Below are 18,621 nucleotides of genomic sequence, written 5' to 3' on the forward strand. Positions count from 1 at the left end.
GAGCCTTGCAGCGCGCGCTAGCGTGACTGCAAGAGCTTCGCCAAGACGAACGTCACAACCACCGCCAGCAACACCGCCAGCGAAATCGACAGGACTGCGCCCCACTGCAACAGCGTACTTTGCAGAGCCAGGTAGAAGCCCACCACGCCCACCGCGCCAATGGCATTGCCACGCACGATCGCGCCCAACTCGTGGCGCCCGCCCTGGACGTGGGCAAATACTGCAAGCGGCCAGGCGATTACCGGGACCGGCGCCAGCATCCCACTGACCACCGGCCCGAGCATCGTTGCACTGGCCGTGATCACCAACAGCAACAAGGTGGCGGTCATCATGCGCATCGGGATGACCCAGCGCGGCATCGGCACGTAACGCGCTGAACTGGCCTGGGCCGGTTGCGAGGTAGCGACGACGATGGCGACGACCAGTAACAGCGTGGCAACGACAGACAGCGCCACCCAGCCCAGGTGGCTGGTCGCCAAGGCGGCCACAGCAAAGAACAGCAGCGCTACGATGCAGCCGACAAACACACTGACGCGCTGGGTCACCCAGTAGTAGAACAAACAGGTCGCTTGCACGGCGGCCACCCCCGCCAATGCCCCAGGTACGGCCTGCGACGCGAACACCTCGCCCTGTTCAAGGCTAAGAAACAGCATCACCAGCGCCGAGGTGACAGGCAGCCCCGAGAGCAGCCCGCCAATTTGCGTACCCCAACGTTTGCCCGCCAGCGAGATGGCCAGCATGAGGGTGGGTGTCATGAGTAGTTTGAGGTAGAAGGCAGTCATGCAGAGGTTCGGATCAGAAGGGAGGGATCAAGCCTTGCGCAGTCGCGCGCGGGTTGCTTGGCAGAGCCTCATGCTAGCCGAATTGCACTTCTGCCCACCAGCGGCGAACGCGCCGGCCCCGTCACAACTGCGCCAGCCGCTCCCGCAAGAACCCGACAAAGGTTTGCACCGCCCGCGCCACCTGGCGATGCTGCGGATACACCGCCGACAACTGCAACGCCGGCGGCGTCCAGTCTTCCAGCAACGTCACCAAGCGGCCATCCGTCAGTGCCTGGCCAACGATGAACGTTGGCAGGTACGTCACGCCCATCCCCGCTATCGCCGCATCCCTGAGCATTTCGCCATTGTTGGCGCGCATCCGCCCCGCCACCGCAATTGCCTGCGTCTTGCCGCCCTGTTTGAACTGCCACTGCACCTGGCGTGAATGCCCATAAGGCAGGCAGTCATGCCCGGCCAACTGCTCGGGGAATGCGGGCACCCCATGCGCCTCAAGATAGGCCGGGCTTGCGCAGTACACCCGTTCAACACCGGCAATACGCCGCGCGATGAGGCTGGAGTCCTCCAGCGCGCCAATGCGCAAGGCCAGGTCATAGCCTTCGCCGATCAGGTCCACAGCCCGGTCGCTGAGGTCCACTTCTACATCCACCTGCGGATGCAACTGCAGAAATTCGGTCAGCAGGCACCCCAGGTGGGCCATGGCGAACGACAGCGGCGCACTCAGGCGCAAGGTGCCGCGCAAGGCCTGGGCCTGGCCGCTGATGTCGTGCTCCACCTGCTGCACTTCGCCCAGCAAGCGCAACGCCGACTGGTAATAGTGCTGCCCCAGCGGAGTGGCGTCCAGGCGCCGTGTCGAGCGGTTGAGCAGGCGCACGCCCAGGCGTTCTTCAAGTTGCATCAGGCGCCGGCTGACCGATTGCTTGGACATGCCCAGACGGTCCGCCGCAGCGGTGAAACTACCGGCTTCCATGACCTGGGCGAAGATCCGCATGTCTTCGTAAGGGTTCATTGTCTCGCTCCTGGTGACAGTCAAACGCTTTATAGCCGCTTTTTCCCACGAAGGCATCTCCTTAATCTACTCGCAAGTCACAGCGATGGCCTTTAAGGCCAGGCAATGCGCCCCTCTCAAACACTTGCATAGAAAAGGATTCGCACATGAACATTGTCCACAAGGTACTCACCACCAGCCTCCTTGCCCTCTCCGTTTCCACTGCGTTCGCAGCAGGCAGCCCAGGCGTTGAGCAGCACACCCAGGCCTTCCTCGAAGCCCTGGAAAAGGGTGGCGGCAAGCCCCTGGAACAGCTCGCGCCGAAGGACGCCCGTGCAGTGCTGACCGGTGCTCAATCGTCGGTCAAGGTTGACCTGTCCGGCATCGAAGTCAAAGCACACACGATCCAGGCCAACGGCGAGGCGATCACGCTGCAAGTTGTCCGCCCGGCCAATGTGAAGGGTGAGTTGCCGGTGTTCATGTTCTTCCACGGCGGCGGCTGGGTACTGGGCGATTTCCCGACTCACCAGCGGCTGATTCGCGACCTAGTGGTCGGTTCCGGCGCGGTAGCGGTGTACGTGGACTACACGCCTTCGCCTGAAGCGCACTACCCCACTGCCATCAACCAGGCGTATGCCGCCACCCGCTGGGTGGCCGAGCATGGCAAAGCGATCGGCGTGGATGGCAAGCGCCTGGCCGTGGCCGGCAACAGCGTCGGCGGCAACATGGCCGCAGTGGTCGCGCTCAAGGCCAAGGAGGCCGGTACGCCTAAGCTGCGCTTCCAGTTGCTGCTGTGGCCGGTGACCGATGCCAGCTTCGAAACCGGCTCGTACAAGCAGTTCGCTGAAGGGCACTTCCTCACGACTGGCATGATGAAGTGGTTCTGGAATAGCTACACCACTGACGCCAAGGCACGTGAGCAAATCTACGCCTCGCCGCTGCGCGCCAGCAGCGAGCAGCTCAAAGGCCTGCCGCCAGCGCTGGTGCAGACCGCAGAGTTCGATGTGTTGCGTGATGAGGGCGAGGCCTATGCACGCAAGCTGGATGCGGCGGGAGTGACGGTGACTGCGGTGCGGTACAACGGGATGATTCATGACTATGGGTTGCTGAACCCACTGAGCCAGGTGCCTGAAGTGAAAGCGGCGATGCGCCAGGCGGCTGGGGAGCTGAAGGTGCATTTGCAATAGTGAGATAGAACAAGACCCGCGTGAGCGGGTCTTCTGGGCATCAGAATCTGCCGAGTTCAATCAAAGTACCACCGGCGACGATTCCAGTACAACCGGTAATGGAACACCAAAACGATACCTGTAAGCGCCGCTTCAAATAGACTGGGCAATTCCTAAAGTCTTCGGCATTCAACCAGCCTTGGCGAATACCCAGATTCGGCCATACAGCCGCTAAGGTGAAACGATTTACCACCATTGATCTTGTTCTGATGGAGATTGTGCTCCAGTACTTAAGATCATCGACCAACCCGTTGCTATTCTTGAATGTGCGGCAGAGCACGTTAAAGTGACGAGAACCTGCGATGTAAAAGCCCATGCCGATACCCACCATGCTAAGGGTGAAAGGCACTACTCCTAACGCAATTTTTACGCCAGTGGGCAGGTATGAAAAGTCAATCATGAAGTACCTCATAGGACCATTCCATCATCCCCTCTCCAAATGTCTCTCCGGTCTTACTGCCTAAGTAGGAACTACCTCCAATCGTCACAATGCCGCAGATAGCCTTACCGTATACACCAAATGAACAGACAGCCGCTGCGGCAATAGATCCGACCTTACCGCCCGCAACACCACCGACTAATCCACCGGTAAAGCTCCCGGTCTCAGTAAAACGAATTTTCTTGCACGCTTCGGTTTCGCCTGCTCGGCAGGCCGCTTGGACTTTCAACAAGGAAGAACCCGCCCCAAGCCCAATCGCTGCGTACCCACCATACTTCAAGTAGTTTGACATCTTCACCACCTCATCAAGGTGCGTCGCATACCCTGGAATTTGCCCCGGGACGCCAGCTTTTTTCCAATGGTGCACCAGGCTTTTCGTGGAGATCCCCAGATCACGCCGAAGCGTATCGTAGCTACCGAGATTCAATGTTTTATTCAAGAAACTTGTGCGTAACTGAGCGCCCAGATGCTGGTAAAGCTCTTTGCGTTTCGCAAAAAAATCCGCACTTTTCAAATGGCCATGCAAAGCAAACTGCTGCTGATGCAAAACCTCAATCCCTTTCAGCGTATCTTTGACCTGCCCCAAGCCACGCTCAAGCATGTCCTTGCCCACCCCCATCGACAGACTCGCCCCACTGAGTACTCCAGCGATCTCGCCGATATGGCTCATCATGAAGTTGGCTTCCTCATCGGAAAGAACGGCCAGCGATTCCCTCGCCTTCTCTGCCACCATCATCAGCTCTGCTTCCATGGGACTGCAGGAAACGCCGCTGCTCGTACTGCCGAGTACGAAAATCTCACCGGCTTTAAAGCCTTGTGTAAACGTGGGGTTCAAGCGCTGGAGTAACGAAACAGGTAATGGCTTGTTCGTTTCGCCCAGGCTCTTGAGCACTTGTTCGAATGACATACTGCGTTGAACAATATGAAAGCCCGGCTCCAGTACAGTGGCAGAATCGACTACCGATGTGTTGTATGACTGGGCAGGTGTTTGCCCCGATGAGGAAGTTGAAGACCGGGCGGCCGGAACGGGCGAGGAAGTGTGGCTGGAGCGGATGCCAACCCCGTTCAGGGCAGACTGTGCCAGGACCCGGTTGCTGCCGCTGGGGCAGTCGCACTGGACCAGCGCACCATCCACGACTGCAGGGCTACCTTTGATGATGAAGAAAGGGACGCCCTCGACAATGACGCCTGGCTTTTTACACTTCGGACACTCAGTCGTGACATCTCCCAGGCGTAGCGCGATCTGGTTGTTCCCTCGATAATTTGTATTGCTGGCGACACATACTGCACCTGTGGTGGTGAAATCCCCGTCAAATGCCTGTCCTTTGCCGTGTATCGATATGCGCGTCATGTACCGTTCCCTCGGTAGAAAACGGGAAGCTAACACCGGCATAGCGCGCAGAATCCTGGCCGAGAAAGAATCAGAATACTCCTACGACATTCACGGCAAACTCGTAGAAAGATCCATTTATTTGTCAAATTAAAAGTGACAATGATACTTGCACACCTTTATTTTTCCTATTTTGAAGTGACAGTAAAGTGTCTCCATCAACTGCGCGGCAGCCCTCTCGGCCCCGGCATTCAAGGAGAACTCCCCATGCTCACCGTCCGTAACGCCCAAGACCGCGGCCTGGCCTTTCATGGCTGGCTGAAATCCTTTCACACCTTCTCTTTCGGCCACTACCGCAACCCCGACGAACAAGGCTTCTCGGACCTGCTGGTGATCAACGACGACCGCGTCATCGCTGGCAAGGGCTTTGGCGAGCACCCGCACCGGGACATGGAAATCTTTTCTTATGTGCTCGAAGGTGCGCTGGAGCACAAGGACACCTTGGGCACCGGCTCGGTGATCCGCCCTGGCGACGTGCAACTGATGAGTGCCGGGCACGGTGTGGCTCACAGCGAGTTCAACCACAGCCAGGCGCAGCCAGTGCACTTCCTGCAGATCTGGATCGTGCCTAACGTCCAGGGCGCAACGCCGCGTTACCAGCAGCAGCACTTCAGTGCCGAGGAAAAACGCGGCAAATTGCGGCTGATCATCTCCCCGGATGGTGCCGAAGGTTCATTGCAGGTGCGCCAGAACGCGCGGGTGTACGCCGGGTTGTTCGACGGTGCAGAACGGGCGAGCCTGACCTTGCCGCAGGATCGGCACGGCTACGTGCATGTGGCGCGCGGCAGCATCGAGCTCAATGGGCAGGTGCTGAATGAGGGCGATGGCGTTCGGGTGCGCCAGGAGCAGCTGCTGCAACTTGGCAATGGCCAGGATGCAGAGGTCCTGGTGTTCGACTTGCGCCCCCATGAGTTGCCAGGCATGCCGTAAAACGATGCCGGCCCTGATCACCTCAGGGCTCGAACCCTTCGACGATGATCACTTCAGCCTTCGCCACACCTTGGCGGTGGCTGCAGGCCTCCTGATAAAGCGCCGACTGATAACAGGCCACCGCCTGCTCGTATGAGTCGAACTCGATCACCACGCTGCGCTGCGGCGTCGGTCGCCCTTCCATCGCCTCGCTACGCCCGCCCCGCGCCAGAAACCGCCCACCGAATGCGGCGAAGGCAGCGGGCGCGCGCTGGGTGTATTGCTGGTATTGCTCGGGGTCGGTCACATCCACGTGGGCGATCCAATACGCTTTCATCCGCTGCTCTCCTGTTGCAAAAGTATTTGTGTATGATGGTATACCATAAAAATCACCCCACCACAGCGAGCGTGCAGCATGGCTTTCAACAGCATCGAAGAACTTCTCGAGGACTACCGGCAAGGCAAGATGGTCCTGCTGGTGGACGATGAGGACCGGGAAAACGAAGGCGACCTGCTGATCGCCGCCGAACGCTGTGACGCCCAGGCCATCAACTTCATGGCCCGCGAAGCGCGTGGCCTGATCTGCCTGACGCTGACCGACGATCATTGCCAGCGCCTGGGCCTGGAGCAGATGGTACCGGCCAACGGCAGCGTGTTCAGCACCGCCTTCACCGTGTCGATCGAGGCCGCCACTGGCGTCACTACCGGTATTTCCGCTGCCGATCGTGCGCGCACCGTGGCAGCGGCCATGGCGCCGAACGCGCGCCCGGAAGACCTGGTGCAGCCTGGGCATATCTTCCCCCTGCGCGCCCGCGAAGGCGGCGTGCTGACCCGCGCCGGCCACACCGAAGCGGGCTGCGATTTAGCGCGCCTGGCCGGTTTCACAGCCGCCTCGGTGATCGTCGAAGTGCTCAATGACGACGGCACCATGGCGCGCCGCCCGGACCTGGAAGTGTTCGCCGCCAGGCACGGCATCAAGATCGGCACCATTGCCGATTTGATCCACTACCGCCTGAGCACCGAGCAGACCATCAAGCGCATCGGCGAGCGCGAATTGCCCACCGTGCACGGCACCTTCCGCCTGGTCACCTACGAAGACCGCATCGAAGGTGGCGTGCACATGGCCATGGTCATGGGCGACATCCGCCGCGAGCAACCGACGCTGGTGCGCGTGCATGTGATCGACCCGCTGCGCGACCTGGTCGGCGCCGAATACGCCGGCCCGGCCAACTGGACACTGTGGGCGGCGCTGCAGAAGGTCGCCGAAGAAGGCACCGGCGTGGTGGTGATCCTGGCCAACCATGAATCTTCGCAGACGTTGCTCGAACGCGTTCCGCAGCTGACCCAGCCGGTGCGGCCTTACCAGCGCGGGCAGTCGAAGGTGTATTCGGAAGTCGGCACCGGTGCACAGATTTTGCAGGACCTGGGCGTAGGCAAGCTGCGCCACCTTGGGCCGCCGCTCAAGTATGCGGGGTTGGCAGGGTATGAGCTGGAGGTGGTGCAGAGCATTCCGTTCGAGCCAGTGTTGGCTAGCTGACACCGCTGCCATAGCGCCCACGCCGTGTAGGAGCAGCCTTGTGCTGCGAAGAGGCCGGTACTTACCCAGAGAAGGGTCCTGTTTGCACCGGCCTCTTCGCAGCACAAGGCTGCGCCTACAGCACGTGGAGGCGATGGTTGGAAAGGTTGGAGTGATGGCCGGTCGCCTCCGCCTCTTGCCAAAAGTTTGGAATACCATAATATGATATCCCGTAGACCTTGAATGTGCAGGCCGGCACCTACACTCACAATCGGCCACCGACACTTTGTTTTAGCTGCTCCCCGAATACTGTTGGCGGGCGCACCAAAAAGCCCCGCCTCGAATAACAAAAGCAACGAGGGCGTAACCATGCTGTTGAGCAAACGTGTAACCGCAGTGCTGTCCGCCAGCCTGCTGACCCTGGCGTGTCAGGCCTCGCAGGCCGCTGACAGCCTGAACTTCGTCAGTTGGGGCGGTACCACCCAGGACGCCCAGAAAGAAGCATGGGCCGTACCCTTCTCCAAAGCGACCAACATCAAAGTCGTCCAAGACGGCCCTACCGACTACGGCAAGCTCAAGGCCATGGTCGAAAGCGGCAACGTGCAGTGGGACGTGGTCGACGTCGAAGCCGACTTCGCCCTGCGCGCCGCCAGTGAAGGCCTGCTCGAGCCGCTGGATTTCAACACCGTCAAAAAAGACCGCATCGACCCGCGCTTCGTGTCCGACCATGGCGTCGGCTCGTTCTTCTTCTCGTTCGTGCTCGGTTACAACGAAGGCAAGCTGGGTGCCAACAAGCCGGTTGACTGGACCTCGTTGTTCGACACCAAGACCTACCCCGGCAAGCGCGCCCTGTACAAATGGCCGAGCCCTGGCGTGCTGGAACTGGCGCTGCTAGCCGACGGCGTGCCCGCCGACAAGCTCTACCCGCTGGACCTGGACCGCGCTTTCAAAAAGCTCGACACCATCAAGAAAGACATCGTCTGGTGGGGTGGCGGCGCGCAGTCGCAGCAACTGCTGGCCTCTGGTGAAGCCTCGCTCGGCCAGTTCTGGAACGGCCGCGTGTATGCCTTGCAGCAAGACGGTGCACCGGTGGGCGTGAGCTGGAAGCAGAACCTGGTCATGGCCGACTTTCTGGTCATCCCCAAGGGTGCCAAGAATAAGGACGCGGCCATGAAGTTCCTGGCCAACGCCAGCAGCCCCGAAGGCCAGGCCGAGTTCGCCAACCTGACCGCTTACGCGCCGGTCAACCTGGACAGCGTGCCCAAGCTCAAAGCCGACCTGGCACCTAATCTGCCGACCGCCTACGCCCAGGACCAGGTGACACTGGACTTTGCCTACTGGGCGAAAAACGGCCAGGCCATCGCCGCACGCTGGAATGAGTGGTTGGTCAAATGAAAGTCGCCATCAACGCCCTGCACAACGCGCAAGGTGCCCCCACGGGCGCCGGCGCTCCGGGAACGGCCCCCCGCCGTGTGAGCCTGGGCCAGCGCTGGAAAGGCAGCCGCAACCTGCTGCCTGCCCTGCTGTTCCTCGGTCTGTTCTTCTTCGCCCCGCTGATCGGCCTGTTGCTGCGCGGCGTGCTGGAGCCAGTGCCAGGCCTTGGCAACTACGAGCAGTTGTTCGCCAACTCGGCTTATGCGCGGGTGCTGTTCAACACCTTCTCGGTGGCCGGTGTGGTGACCCTGATCAGCGTGCTGCTGGGCTTCCCGCTGGCCTGGGCGATCACCCTGGTGCCTAACGGCTGGGGCCGCTGGTTGCTGAACATCGTGCTGCTGTCGATGTGGACCAGCCTGCTGGCGCGCACCTACTCGTGGCTGGTGCTGCTGCAAAGCTCGGGTGTGATCAACAAGGCGTTGATGGCCATGGGCATCATCGATACCCCGCTGGAGATGGTGCACAACCTCACCGGCGTGGTGATCGGCATGAGCTACATCATGATCCCGTTCATCGTGCTGCCGCTGCAGGCGACCATGCACGCCATCGACCCGATGGTGCTGCAAGCCGGGTCGATTTGCGGGGCCAGCCCGTGGACCAACTTCTGGAAGGTGTTCCTGCCGCTGTGCCGCTCGGGGCTGTTTTCGGGGGCGTTGATGGTGTTCGTCATGTCGCTCGGTTACTACGTCACGCCGGCCCTGCTCGGTGGTGCGCAGAACATGATGCTGCCCGAATTCATCATTCAACAGGTGCAGTCGTTCCTCAACTGGGGCCTGGCCAGCGCCGCCGCCGCACTGCTGGTGGTGATCACCCTGGTGCTCTTCTACCTGTACCTGAAGCTGCAGCCGGAATCCCCGGTCGGCAACGCGAGGTAATCCGCCATGCTCCTGTCACCCAATGCCATGGGCCGCCCGCTGCGTACGGGCCTGTACCTGACCACCGGGGTCATCGCGGCCTTCCTGCTGCTGCCGGTGGTGTTCATCGTGCTGCTGTCGTTCGGCTCTTCGCAGTGGCTGGTGTTCCCACCGCCGGGCTGGACCTTCAAGTGGTACGGCCAGTTCTTCTCCAACCCAGAGTGGATGGATGCCGCCCTGGCCAGCCTCAAGGTCGCCGTGCTGACCACTGTTGCCGCAGTGCTGCTGGGCCTACCGACGGCGTTTGCCTTGGTGCGCGGCCGCTTCCCCGGCCGTGAGATGCTCTACGGCCTGTTCACCATGCCGATGATCGTGCCGCTGGTGATCATCGCCGTCGCGGTGTATGCGCTGTTTCTCAAACTGGGCTACACCGGCACGCTGTTCGCGTTCGTGGTCAGCCACGTGATCGTCGCCCTGCCCTTCACCATTATCTCGATCATCAACTCGCTGAAGCTGTTCGACCAGTCGATCGAAGATGCCGCGGTCATCTGCGGCGCCTCGCGCCTGCAGGCGATCTTCAAGGTGACCTTCCCAGCCATTCGCCCGGGCATGATCGCCGGCGGCCTGTTCGCCTTCCTCGTCTCGTGGGATGAAGTGGTGCTCAGCGTGATGATGGCCAGCCCCGACCTGCAGACCCTGCCCGTGAAGATGTGGACCACCCTGCGCCAGGACCTGAGCCCGGTGATCGCCGTCGCCTCGACGCTGCTGATCGGCCTGTCCCTGCTTGTGATGGTCATTGCCGCCGCTTTGCGCCGGCGCACCGAAGTCAACGCCTGAGCGCCCGGAGAAAACAACAATGAGTGCAGTGATCAAAGACAACGCGCACAACAAGACCCTGGTCAGCCTGCGCGGCCTGAACAAGCACTACGGCGACTTCACCGCCGTGGACAACCTGGACCTCGAAATCCAGGACGGCGAGTTCCTCACCTTCCTCGGCTCCAGCGGTTCGGGCAAGTCCACCACCCTGTCAATGCTGGCCGGTTTCGAAACCCCCAGCAGCGGCGAGATTCTGGTCGAAGGCCAGTCGCTGGTGAACGTGCCGCCGCACAAGCGTGATATCGGCATGGTGTTCCAGCGTTATTCGCTGTTCCCGCACCTGAACGTGCGCGACAACATCGCCTTCCCCCTGGCCATCCGCAAGCTCGGCGCCGCCGAGATCAACAAGCGGGTCGATGCCATGCTCAAGCTGGTGCAGCTGGAAAAGTTCGCTCACCGCAAGCCCTCGCAAATGTCGGGCGGCCAACAGCAACGGGTGGCGATCGCCCGCGCGCTGGTTTATGAGCCCCGCATCCTGCTGATGGACGAGCCGCTCGGCGCATTGGATAAAAAGCTGCGTGAAGACCTGCAGGACGAACTGCGCCAGTTGCACCGCCGCTTAGGCATCACCATCGTCTACGTCACCCACGACCAGGAAGAGGCCATGCGCCTGTCCCAGCGCATCGCCATCTTCAGCCATGGCAAGATCGTTGGGTTGGGCAGTGGTTATGACCTTTACCAGAACCCGCCGAACGCGTTCGTCGCCTCGTTCCTGGGCAATTCCAACTTCCTGCGGATCAAGGCCAGCAGCAATGGCGCGGGCAGTTTCGAGGGCCAGCCGGTGGCCATTCGCCTGACCGCCGGGTTGGCTGCCGAGCAGCAGGCATTGATCATGGTACGCCCGGAAAAAGCCCTGGCACTGACCGCAGCCCAAGCCGCCGCGCAACCCCTGCCAGCGGGCTGGAACGAGGTGCGGGCCAAGGTCGCCGAAGTGTTGTTCCTGGGTGAAAGCCAAACGTGCCATGTAGTCACTGCCGGCGGTACCGAAATGACCGTGAAGGCGCTGTCTGCGGCAGGCATGCCGATGCAGCCAGGGGATACCGTGAACGTGCGTTGGGCCGTGGCCGATGCCTGCATCTATACCGAGTGGGCGGAGAGTGACCTGAGCAAGTCGGCAGGCGCGCACTGATTTAACAGCAACCTGTGGGAGCAACTGTCTTGTGGTGCTTGCCGGCCTCTTCGCGGGCAAGCCAGCTCCCACAGGATTAACGCCCTCCCGACTGCCTGTCATATTTCTATCACGCCACCGTCGTAATCTGCCGGGCAACTCTGTGCCATAGGTTGCCCGGCATGCCCCGCCTGCTGCTCATTCTTCTTGCCCTGCTTCCGCTGTCGGCCCTGGCCGATTTTGCGCATTTGCGCGTGCAGGGCTCCAACACCATCGGCGCGGCCTTGCTGCCGGCTTTGGTGCAAGGGCAATTGCGGGCTCAAGGTGCAACGGCGATTGAACAGGCCCCCGGCACACACACCAACGAAACCGTCATCACCGCCCGCGACGTTCGCGGGCAACCGCTGCGTATCGACATCGCCGCGCATGGTTCCAGCACCGGCTTTGCAGCGTTGGGCCGGGGCGAGGCCGACCTGGCTGCCGCCTCGCGGCCGATCAACGATACAGAAGTTCAGCAACTGCATGCCCTGGGTGACCTGCGTGCGGCCAGCGCCGAACAGGTCATCGGTCTCGATGGCGTGGCGGTGATCGTCCACCCCGACAACCCACTGCCGCAACTGACCACGCTGCAACTGGCGCAGATCTTCTCCGGGCAGATACAGCGCTGGGACCAGGTGGGCATTGCGGGTGGGAAGATTCACCTTTATGCCCGCGACGACCGTTCCGGCACCTTCGAAACCTTCAAGGCACTGGTGCTCGACCCTAATCAAGGCGAGCTGTCTGCCAATGCTCAGCGCTTTGAATCCAGCGACACGCTGGCTGAGCGCGTCACTGCCGACCGCCAGGCCATCGGTTTCAGCAGCCTGGCGGCAGTACACGGGGCCAAGGTGCTGGCCGTCGCCCAGGGCGATGCACCGGCAATGCTGCCGCAGCGCTCGCTCGTGGCCAGCGAGGACTACCCGCTGTCGCGGCGCCTGTATTTCTACCTGCCAGCCAACCCCAAGCCTCAGGCCAAGGCCCTGGCCGACTTCGCCCAGAGCCCAGCCGGCCAGGCCATCGTCGCGCAACTGGGTTTCGTTTCGCAGCAGGTCAAGGCCCAACCGGTCCCCCCTCAGGCCGACATGCCGCCACGCTACCGCACGCTGGCCCAGCAAGCCCAGCGGTTGAGCGTGAATTTTCGCTTTCAGGAGGGCAGCGCCAGCCTCGACAACAAAGCGTTGCGCGATGTGCAGCGGGTAGCCGAGTACCTGCGCCAGGCCGGCAAGTTGCAGAGCAAGGCGGTGCTGGTGGGCTTTGGTGACCCCAAGGAGACACCGGGGCGCGCGGCGCTGCTTTCGCGCTTACGGGCGTTGGCGGTTCGTCGCGAGCTGGCACGCGACGGCGTGGACGTGCTGGAAGTGACCGGCATGGGCGACGAACTGCCCGTGGCAGGAAACGACCAGGAGCAAGGCCGCTTGCGCAATCGGCGGGTAGAAGTGTGGGTGTATTAAGGCGTCACCCGCCGGGTGCCAGGCAAAGAAATGTAACAGGTCTGCATTCGGCATCCCGCGCAAACGGGACTAGGCTCAAGCCCATGTGATACCGGGCCCCTCTGACGGCTGCCAAGCCGCCATGTCGGATCACTGTTGCCTTGCAACGTCGACAATCAAGGAGGGGCTCATGACGGCTCTGCAGACATTCCTCACCACTCCGTTTCTCGGTACCAGCACGTGGTTGTGGCTGGTGTTCATGGCCATCGTCATCGGTTTGCTGGTACTCGACCTGGGCGTGCTGCACCGCCAGGACCGCGAGATCGAAATGCGCGAAAGCCTGCTGCTGTACTCAGGCTATTTCAGTGTCGGCGTGCTGTTCGGCGCCTGGGTCTGGTATGAGCTGGGCGCGCAGTCGGCGCTGGAGTTCTACACCGGGTTCTTGGTCGAGCAGTCGCTGTCGATGGACAACGTGTTCGTCATGGCGATGATCTTCGGCTTCTTCGCCATCCCCCGCCGCTATCAGCACCGCGTGCTGTTCTGGGGCATCCTGGGCGTGGTGTTCCTGCGGGCGATCATGATCGGCGTGGGTGCGACACTGGTGCAGAACTTCGAATGGGTACTGTACATCTTTGGCGCCTTCCTGCTGTTTACCGGGGTGAAGATGGCACTGTCGAAGGAGGACAGCCATCCGGACCTGGCCAACAACCCAATCTTGAAATTCGTGCGCCGGCACATGCGGGTTACCGACCAGATCCACGGCTCGCACTTCTTCGTGCGCCAGACCCCGCCAGGGCAAAGCAAGGCGCTGCGGTATGCCACCCCGCTGTTTCTGGCCCTGGTACTGATCGAACTGGCCGACCTGGTGTTCGCGGTCGACAGCGTGCCGGCGATCTTCGCCATTACCCAGGACCCGTTCATTGTCTACACCTCGAACATCTTCGCCATCCTTGGCTTGCGCTCGCTGTACTTCGCCTTGTCGGCGTTGATGCACCGGTTTATCTACCTCAAGTACGCGCTGGCGTTAGTGTTGATCTTCATTGGTTGCAAGATCTTCTACCACGGGATGGTCGGCAAGGTACCGGCGTTGCTGTCGCTGGGGGTGACGTTTGGGTTGTTGCTGGGTGGGGTGGTGGTGTCGTTGGTCAAGACGCGGGGGGATAAGGTGGCAACAGAGGGGGATCGGTTGGAGCGAGCTTCTGCTGAACAAAAGACTGCGGTCAAGGCTGCTGACACGAAGCAGAACTCTGTCAGTTGACGAGCCTCTTCGCGGCAGAACGCCGCGAAAAGGTTATGGAACTTAGGAGTCAGTTAATTACTCTTGGACAGTTCAAGCACCAAGGTGACGGCTGCGGCCCCGATGAAACCTACAGCAGTTAGCCATAAAGCCACTAAAAATCTTAGCCTCAGATTAGGTGGAAATGCTTTTAGCTCATCCGGACTCAACTGTCCAAGACGCAAGGCTCGTCCTGGAAAAATAACAAGCCCTCCTATCGCACACATTAAAAGCACGCGCCATTTGAAGGTGGATGCACCCCAAGTAACCTTCAGCATTTCCATATAAGGACTGGTAGTGATCGAGTCGCATACAACGTGGTAATCGCGGCTTAAGGTGGTGTACACATTAATAGCAACACCCACCATACAGACAAAGCATGGCACAGCTATTAACAGCAGCTTTACCATCGCGGGCCAGGCATGAATATCAGTCACCTGACACCTCATATATGAACTCTCCCGTGTGTTCACCGGCTAGTTCGCCAAGCTTACTGCCAACTAGGCCACTACCCCCTGCCACTATAATGCCGCACAGTGGGGCCCCTACTCCCGCTGTGCTTACGGTAAAACCAACACACAATGTGCCAATCGCTGCAGTGGCCAGTATCGACCCTACCATTGCACCACCCACGCCCCCGCTAAATTTTCCTGTTTCTACGAAACGGGCTTTCCTGCAAGCCTCTGTACTCCCTGCCTGACAAACCTCTCTCACATTGAGGTACGACGAAGCCCCGCTCAGTCCAATTGCAGCATTCCCGCCGTGTTTGAGGTAATTGGAGAGTTTCGCCACTTTATCGAGATGCGTCGCATACCCCGGTATCTGCCCCGCCCCACCCGCTTTCGACCAATGGTGCACCAGGCTCTTGGTCGAAATATTAAGACTCTTCTTCAGCCGCTCATAACTCCCCAAGTTCAGCTGTTTGTTAAGCAATGCCGCCTTCAACTGTCCATCCAGCTGCTGCAACAGCTGACGCCGCGAGACGAAGAATTCGCGACTGTTCAAATGCCCATGCCGCAAAAACTCCCGCTGATGCAATTGCTCGATCTGGTTCAAGGTGTTGCGGACCTGTTTCAACCCTTGATCCAGCATGTCCTTGCCCACGCCCATCGATTGGCTGGCATTGCTGAGCAAGCCGGCAATATCAGCCTGGTGCTTCATCATGAAATCCGATTCGGCAAAATCCAGCGCCGCCAACGCGTGCCGGGCGTCCTGAGCGGCAGCCATCAGCTTGGCTTCCTCACGGGTACAGGCATCGCCATTATCTGGGTCACCAATGACGAAAATTTCCCCAGCCTTGAATCCTTGATCGTAGGTAGGATTAAGCCGCTGCAAACGGGAAATGGGTAACGTGGCGTCCTGCTCGGCCAACCGCAGCAGAACCTGAGAGAACGACATGCTTCTGGGAACCACATAAAAGCCCGGCTCCATTGTCCCCGACAATGCTGTAACTGACCCTCGCGAGCAGTTGCCTGCTTGAGCACCCGCGGTTGGCACAATAGACATTACGCGGTTAGACGCCAAAGTCCGCAGAGGTGGCGGTGCCACATCCAGCGGTGCTACGACTCGGTTACTACCGGGCGGGCAACCACAGTTCACCAGCGCCCCATCCATGGCCACGGCATGGCCATCAGAGAAGAAATGCAAAACGCCTTCAGCGACGGTCCCTTCATTGCCGCAGAGGGGACAGGGTGTTGTCCTGTCGCCCTCCCTGAGCACCCTACGCCCATCGCTCAAATAGCAGGGATCAGTCGCGATGCAAACAGCGCCCGTCGTGGTGACATCACCGTCTACCGCCTGACCTTTTCCTCCCAGGTTGACACGCATCGACACGCTCTCTGTGCATAGGTGAGGTGTCGAAACCTAACAGCTGCAACAGCGCTTTTAGTGCCTGAACGTCAAAACCAGACACTTCCTACAGCACTTACGAAATCTGCTTACAAATCACTTGGAACTACGCAGCATCTCCACCGGCACATACTTGCCAATCTCATACTTGCCAATCGCCGCCCGATGCACTTCATCCGGCCCGTCGGCCAGGCGCAAGGTGCGCTGCATGGCGTACATATACGCGAGCGGGAAATCACCGCTCACCCCGGCGCCACCATGCATCTGGATCGCCCGGTCAATCACCTTCAAGGCCACATTCGGCGCCACTACTTTTATCTGCGCAATTTCGCTGCGGGCCACTTTGTTGCCGACCGTGTCCATCATGTAGGCCGCTTTCAGCGTCAACAGGCGGGCCATGTCGATTTCCATGCGCGAGTCGGCGATCTTGTCGACGTTGCCGCCCAGGCGGGCCAGCGGGCGGCCGAAGGCAGTGCGCTCCACGGAGCGTTTGCACATCAATTCCAGGGCCCGTTCGGCCATGCCGACCGAGCGCATGCAGTGGTGGATGCGGCCTGGGCCGAGGCGACCCTGGGCGATTTCGAAGCCACGGCCCTCACCCAGAATCACGTTCTCGTAAGGCACCCGCACGTTCTCGAACAACACCTCAGCATGGCCATGCGGCGCGTCGTCGTAACCGAACACCGGCAGCGGCCGGACGATCTTCACGCCAGGCGTGTCGGTCGGCACCAGCACCATCGAGTGCTGCTGATGGCGCGGCCCTTCGGGGTCGGACAGGCCCATGAAGATCATGACCTTGCAGCGTGGGTCACAGGCCCCGGAGGTCCACCACTTGCGGCCATTGATCACCCACTCATCGCCATCACGCACAGCGGTGGCGGCCATGTTGGTGGCGTCCGAGGAGGCCACGTCCGGCTCGGTCATGGCGAACGCCGAGCGGATCTCCCCGCGCAGCAGGGGCTCAAGCCACTGGCGTTTCTGCGCCTCGCTGCCATAACGCACCAGCACTTCCATGTTGCCGGTGTCCGGTGCCGAGCAGTTGAACGGCTCTGGCCCGAGCAGCGAGCGGCCCATGATTTCGGCCAGCGGGGCATATTCCAGGTTGCTCAGCCCGGCGCCGTACTCCGACTCAGGCAAGAACAGGTTCCACAGCCCCTCGGCGCGGGCCTTGGCCTTGAGCTCTTCCATGATCGCGGTGGGCTGCCAGCGATCCCCCTCGGCGACCTGGCGCTCGAACACCGCCTCGGCGGGATAGACATAGGCATCCATGAACGCGGTGACGCGCTCACGCAATGCCTGGACCTTGGGCGAATAGGCGAAATCCATCGGGGCTACCTTCACGGTTCGTAGGACATGGGCCAGAGCCTAGAGCAGCACGCGTCCATCCACCTAGTCTATTTTCCGCGTGTATAAACATTCATAACCGATATATGATCGGGCAATAATTCCAACAACGAGCGGCGCACATGAACCTCAGCAAGGTCGACCTCAACCTGTTCATCGTCTTCGACGCGATCTACACCGAAGCCAACCTGACCCGCGCCGGGCAAATTGTCGGCATCACCCAACCGGCGGTGTCCAATGCCCTGTCGCGGCTGCGAGAAACCTTCAACGACCCGCTGTTCGTGCGCACCGCACAAGGCATGGTGCCCACGCCGATGGCGCAGAACATCATCGGCCCAGTGCGCAACGCCCTTGCCCTGCTGCGCACCTCGGTGCAAGAAAGCCGCATCTTCAACCCGCAACAGGCCAACAAGACCTTCCGCATCAGCATGACCGACCTGACCGAGGCGGTGATCCTGCCGCCGCTGTTCCAGCGCCTGCGCCGCCTGGCGCCTTCGGTGCTGATCGAGAGCTTCCTGTGCAAACGTCGCGAAACCACCAAGGAGCTGGCAGCCGGGCGGCTGGACTTTGCCGTCGACGCCCCGCTGAACACCGACCCACAGGTACGCCACGTCAAACTGATGCAAGACCGCTATGTCTGCGCCCTGCGCCAGGGCCACCCGCTGGCCGACAGCAAACTGACCCTCGACAGCTACCTGGGCATGACCCATATCCATATTTCCAGCCGCCGCAATGGCCTCGGCTATGTCGACCTGGCCCTGGGCAAGATGGGCGTGCAACGCAAGGTGGCCTTGCGCTCCCAGCACTACCTGATGGCTTCGCAGGTGCTGCAGCAGACCGACATGGTGATGACCGTCCCCGAGCGTTTCGCCCGCCGCCATCAACTGCGCTACCAGGCATTGCCAGTGAATGTACCAGCGCTGGAAACCCACCTGTACTGGCATGAAAGCACGGATCAGGACCCCGCCAACCGCTGGATGCGCGAGCAGATCATCGAGTTGTGCGAACGGGTGGTGGCGGAGGAAGAACGCACGCTTGAACCTGCCTGACGTTCCTACCATGGTACAGATGCCAGCCTGGTGGAGAATTATTTTCTCTACCAGCCTTCATACATAGATTTTTTTACCAAAAAGGTGCGAATCAGCCAAACAGAAGGCAAAAATGT

General features: G+C 60.6%; 18 protein-coding genes. 10 read left to right on the forward strand and 8 right to left on the reverse strand.

Annotated features, from left to right (window positions below; all coding sequences use genetic code 11):
- Nucleotides 1-17: 17 nt before the first annotated feature.
- Both D886_RS0110020 and D886_RS0110025 read right to left on the reverse strand, forming a co-directional pair.
- Entirely contained in the window at nt 18-782 is a 765-nt protein-coding gene (locus D886_RS0110020; RefSeq protein ID WP_027593801.1) for a hypothetical protein, read from the reverse strand.
- A 121-nt stretch (nt 783-903) separates the two neighbouring features.
- Entirely contained in the window at nt 904-1,788 is an 885-nt protein-coding gene (locus D886_RS0110025; RefSeq protein ID WP_027593802.1) for a LysR family transcriptional regulator, read from the reverse strand.
- A gap of 146 nt (nt 1,789-1,934) precedes the next feature.
- Here D886_RS0110025 and D886_RS0110030 point away from each other — a divergent pair, with 146 nt between their 5' ends.
- The gene (locus tag D886_RS0110030; protein ID WP_027593803.1) at nt 1,935-2,954 is read left to right on the forward strand and encodes an alpha/beta hydrolase; all 1,020 of its coding nucleotides are present in this window, start codon (nt 1,935-1,937) and stop codon (nt 2,952-2,954) included.
- 40 nt (nt 2,955-2,994) lie between these two features.
- Here the strand turns inward: D886_RS0110030 and D886_RS0110035 are convergent, their stop codons facing one another.
- On the reverse strand, nt 2,995-3,393 hold the full coding sequence (locus D886_RS0110035) for a hypothetical protein (protein WP_143491068.1): 399 nt from the start codon (nt 3,391-3,393) through the stop codon (nt 2,995-2,997).
- A complete protein-coding gene (locus D886_RS0110040; protein ID WP_027593805.1) occupies nt 3,386-4,783 on the reverse strand; it encodes a PAAR domain-containing protein in 1,398 nt (465 codons plus the stop codon). Before D886_RS0110040 ends, D886_RS0110035 begins: the two co-directional genes overlap by 8 nt.
- A gap of 246 nt (nt 4,784-5,029) precedes the next feature.
- Between D886_RS0110040 and D886_RS0110045 the strand changes: the two genes are divergently transcribed.
- A complete protein-coding gene (locus D886_RS0110045) occupies nt 5,030-5,752 on the forward strand; it encodes a pirin family protein (RefSeq protein WP_027593806.1) in 723 nt (240 codons plus the stop codon).
- Between the two features lie 22 nt (nt 5,753-5,774).
- Here the strand turns inward: D886_RS0110045 and D886_RS0110050 are convergent, their stop codons facing one another.
- Nucleotides 5,775-6,068: a DUF1330 domain-containing protein gene (locus D886_RS0110050; protein ID WP_027593807.1), complete on the reverse strand. Its 294-nt coding sequence runs from the start codon at nt 6,066-6,068 to the stop codon at nt 5,775-5,777.
- Nucleotides 6,069-6,146: 78 nt separating this feature from the next.
- Between D886_RS0110050 and ribBA the strand changes: the two genes are divergently transcribed.
- From ribBA to D886_RS26885, 7 genes are all read left to right on the forward strand, one after another.
- Nucleotides 6,147-7,268 (forward strand): bifunctional 3,4-dihydroxy-2-butanone-4-phosphate synthase/GTP cyclohydrolase II, encoded by a 1,122-nt coding sequence (gene ribBA / locus D886_RS0110055; RefSeq protein WP_027593808.1) that lies wholly within the window; start codon nt 6,147-6,149, stop codon nt 7,266-7,268.
- A 348-nt stretch (nt 7,269-7,616) separates the two neighbouring features.
- A complete protein-coding gene (locus tag D886_RS0110060; RefSeq protein WP_027593809.1) occupies nt 7,617-8,642 on the forward strand; it encodes a polyamine ABC transporter substrate-binding protein in 1,026 nt (341 codons plus the stop codon).
- Nucleotides 8,639-9,556 carry an ABC transporter permease gene (locus tag D886_RS0110065; RefSeq protein ID WP_033694105.1) on the forward strand — a complete coding sequence of 306 codons (918 nt, stop codon included), beginning with the start codon at nt 8,639-8,641 and terminating at the stop codon, nt 9,554-9,556. Before D886_RS0110060 ends, D886_RS0110065 begins: the two co-directional genes overlap by 4 nt.
- A gap of 6 nt (nt 9,557-9,562) precedes the next feature.
- The gene (locus D886_RS0110070) at nt 9,563-10,372 is read left to right on the forward strand and encodes an ABC transporter permease (protein ID WP_027593811.1); all 810 of its coding nucleotides are present in this window, start codon (nt 9,563-9,565) and stop codon (nt 10,370-10,372) included.
- A 19-nt stretch (nt 10,373-10,391) separates the two neighbouring features.
- A complete protein-coding gene (locus tag D886_RS0110075) occupies nt 10,392-11,540 on the forward strand; it encodes an ABC transporter ATP-binding protein (RefSeq protein WP_027593812.1) in 1,149 nt (382 codons plus the stop codon).
- A gap of 161 nt (nt 11,541-11,701) precedes the next feature.
- Nucleotides 11,702-13,009 carry a substrate-binding domain-containing protein gene (locus D886_RS0110080; RefSeq protein ID WP_027593813.1) on the forward strand — a complete coding sequence of 436 codons (1,308 nt, stop codon included), beginning with the start codon at nt 11,702-11,704 and terminating at the stop codon, nt 13,007-13,009.
- 169 nt (nt 13,010-13,178) lie between these two features.
- Nucleotides 13,179-14,246, forward strand: a complete 1,068-nt coding sequence (locus D886_RS26885) for a TerC family protein (RefSeq protein WP_033694108.1) — start codon at nt 13,179-13,181, stop codon at nt 14,244-14,246.
- A gap of 53 nt (nt 14,247-14,299) precedes the next feature.
- On the opposite strand, the gene D886_RS28205 is transcribed toward D886_RS26885, so the two are convergent.
- The 3 genes from D886_RS28205 to D886_RS0110095 all read right to left on the reverse strand — a co-directional run bounded on the left by D886_RS28205 (nt 14,300) and on the right by D886_RS0110095 (nt 17,438).
- Nucleotides 14,300-14,701 (reverse strand): hypothetical protein, encoded by a 402-nt coding sequence (locus tag D886_RS28205; RefSeq protein ID WP_143491067.1) that lies wholly within the window; start codon nt 14,699-14,701, stop codon nt 14,300-14,302.
- Nucleotides 14,694-16,091 (reverse strand): PAAR domain-containing protein, encoded by a 1,398-nt coding sequence (locus D886_RS0110090; protein WP_027593814.1) that lies wholly within the window; start codon nt 16,089-16,091, stop codon nt 14,694-14,696. The genes D886_RS28205 and D886_RS0110090 overlap by 8 nt, the downstream gene beginning before the upstream one ends.
- Before the next feature lie 117 nt (nt 16,092-16,208).
- Nucleotides 16,209-17,438: an acyl-CoA dehydrogenase gene (locus tag D886_RS0110095; protein WP_027593815.1), complete on the reverse strand. Its 1,230-nt coding sequence runs from the start codon at nt 17,436-17,438 to the stop codon at nt 16,209-16,211.
- 140 nt (nt 17,439-17,578) lie between these two features.
- On the opposite strand from D886_RS0110095, the gene D886_RS0110100 reads away from it, so the two are divergent.
- Nucleotides 17,579-18,505 carry a LysR family transcriptional regulator gene (locus tag D886_RS0110100; protein WP_027593816.1) on the forward strand — a complete coding sequence of 309 codons (927 nt, stop codon included), beginning with the start codon at nt 17,579-17,581 and terminating at the stop codon, nt 18,503-18,505.
- Nucleotides 18,506-18,621: the final 116 nt, after the last annotated feature.

Origin of the sequence: Pseudomonas sp. LAIL14HWK12:I7, from assembly GCF_000483465.1 — a bacterium.
GTDB lineage: Bacteria > Pseudomonadota > Gammaproteobacteria > Pseudomonadales > Pseudomonadaceae > Aquipseudomonas > Aquipseudomonas kermanshahensis.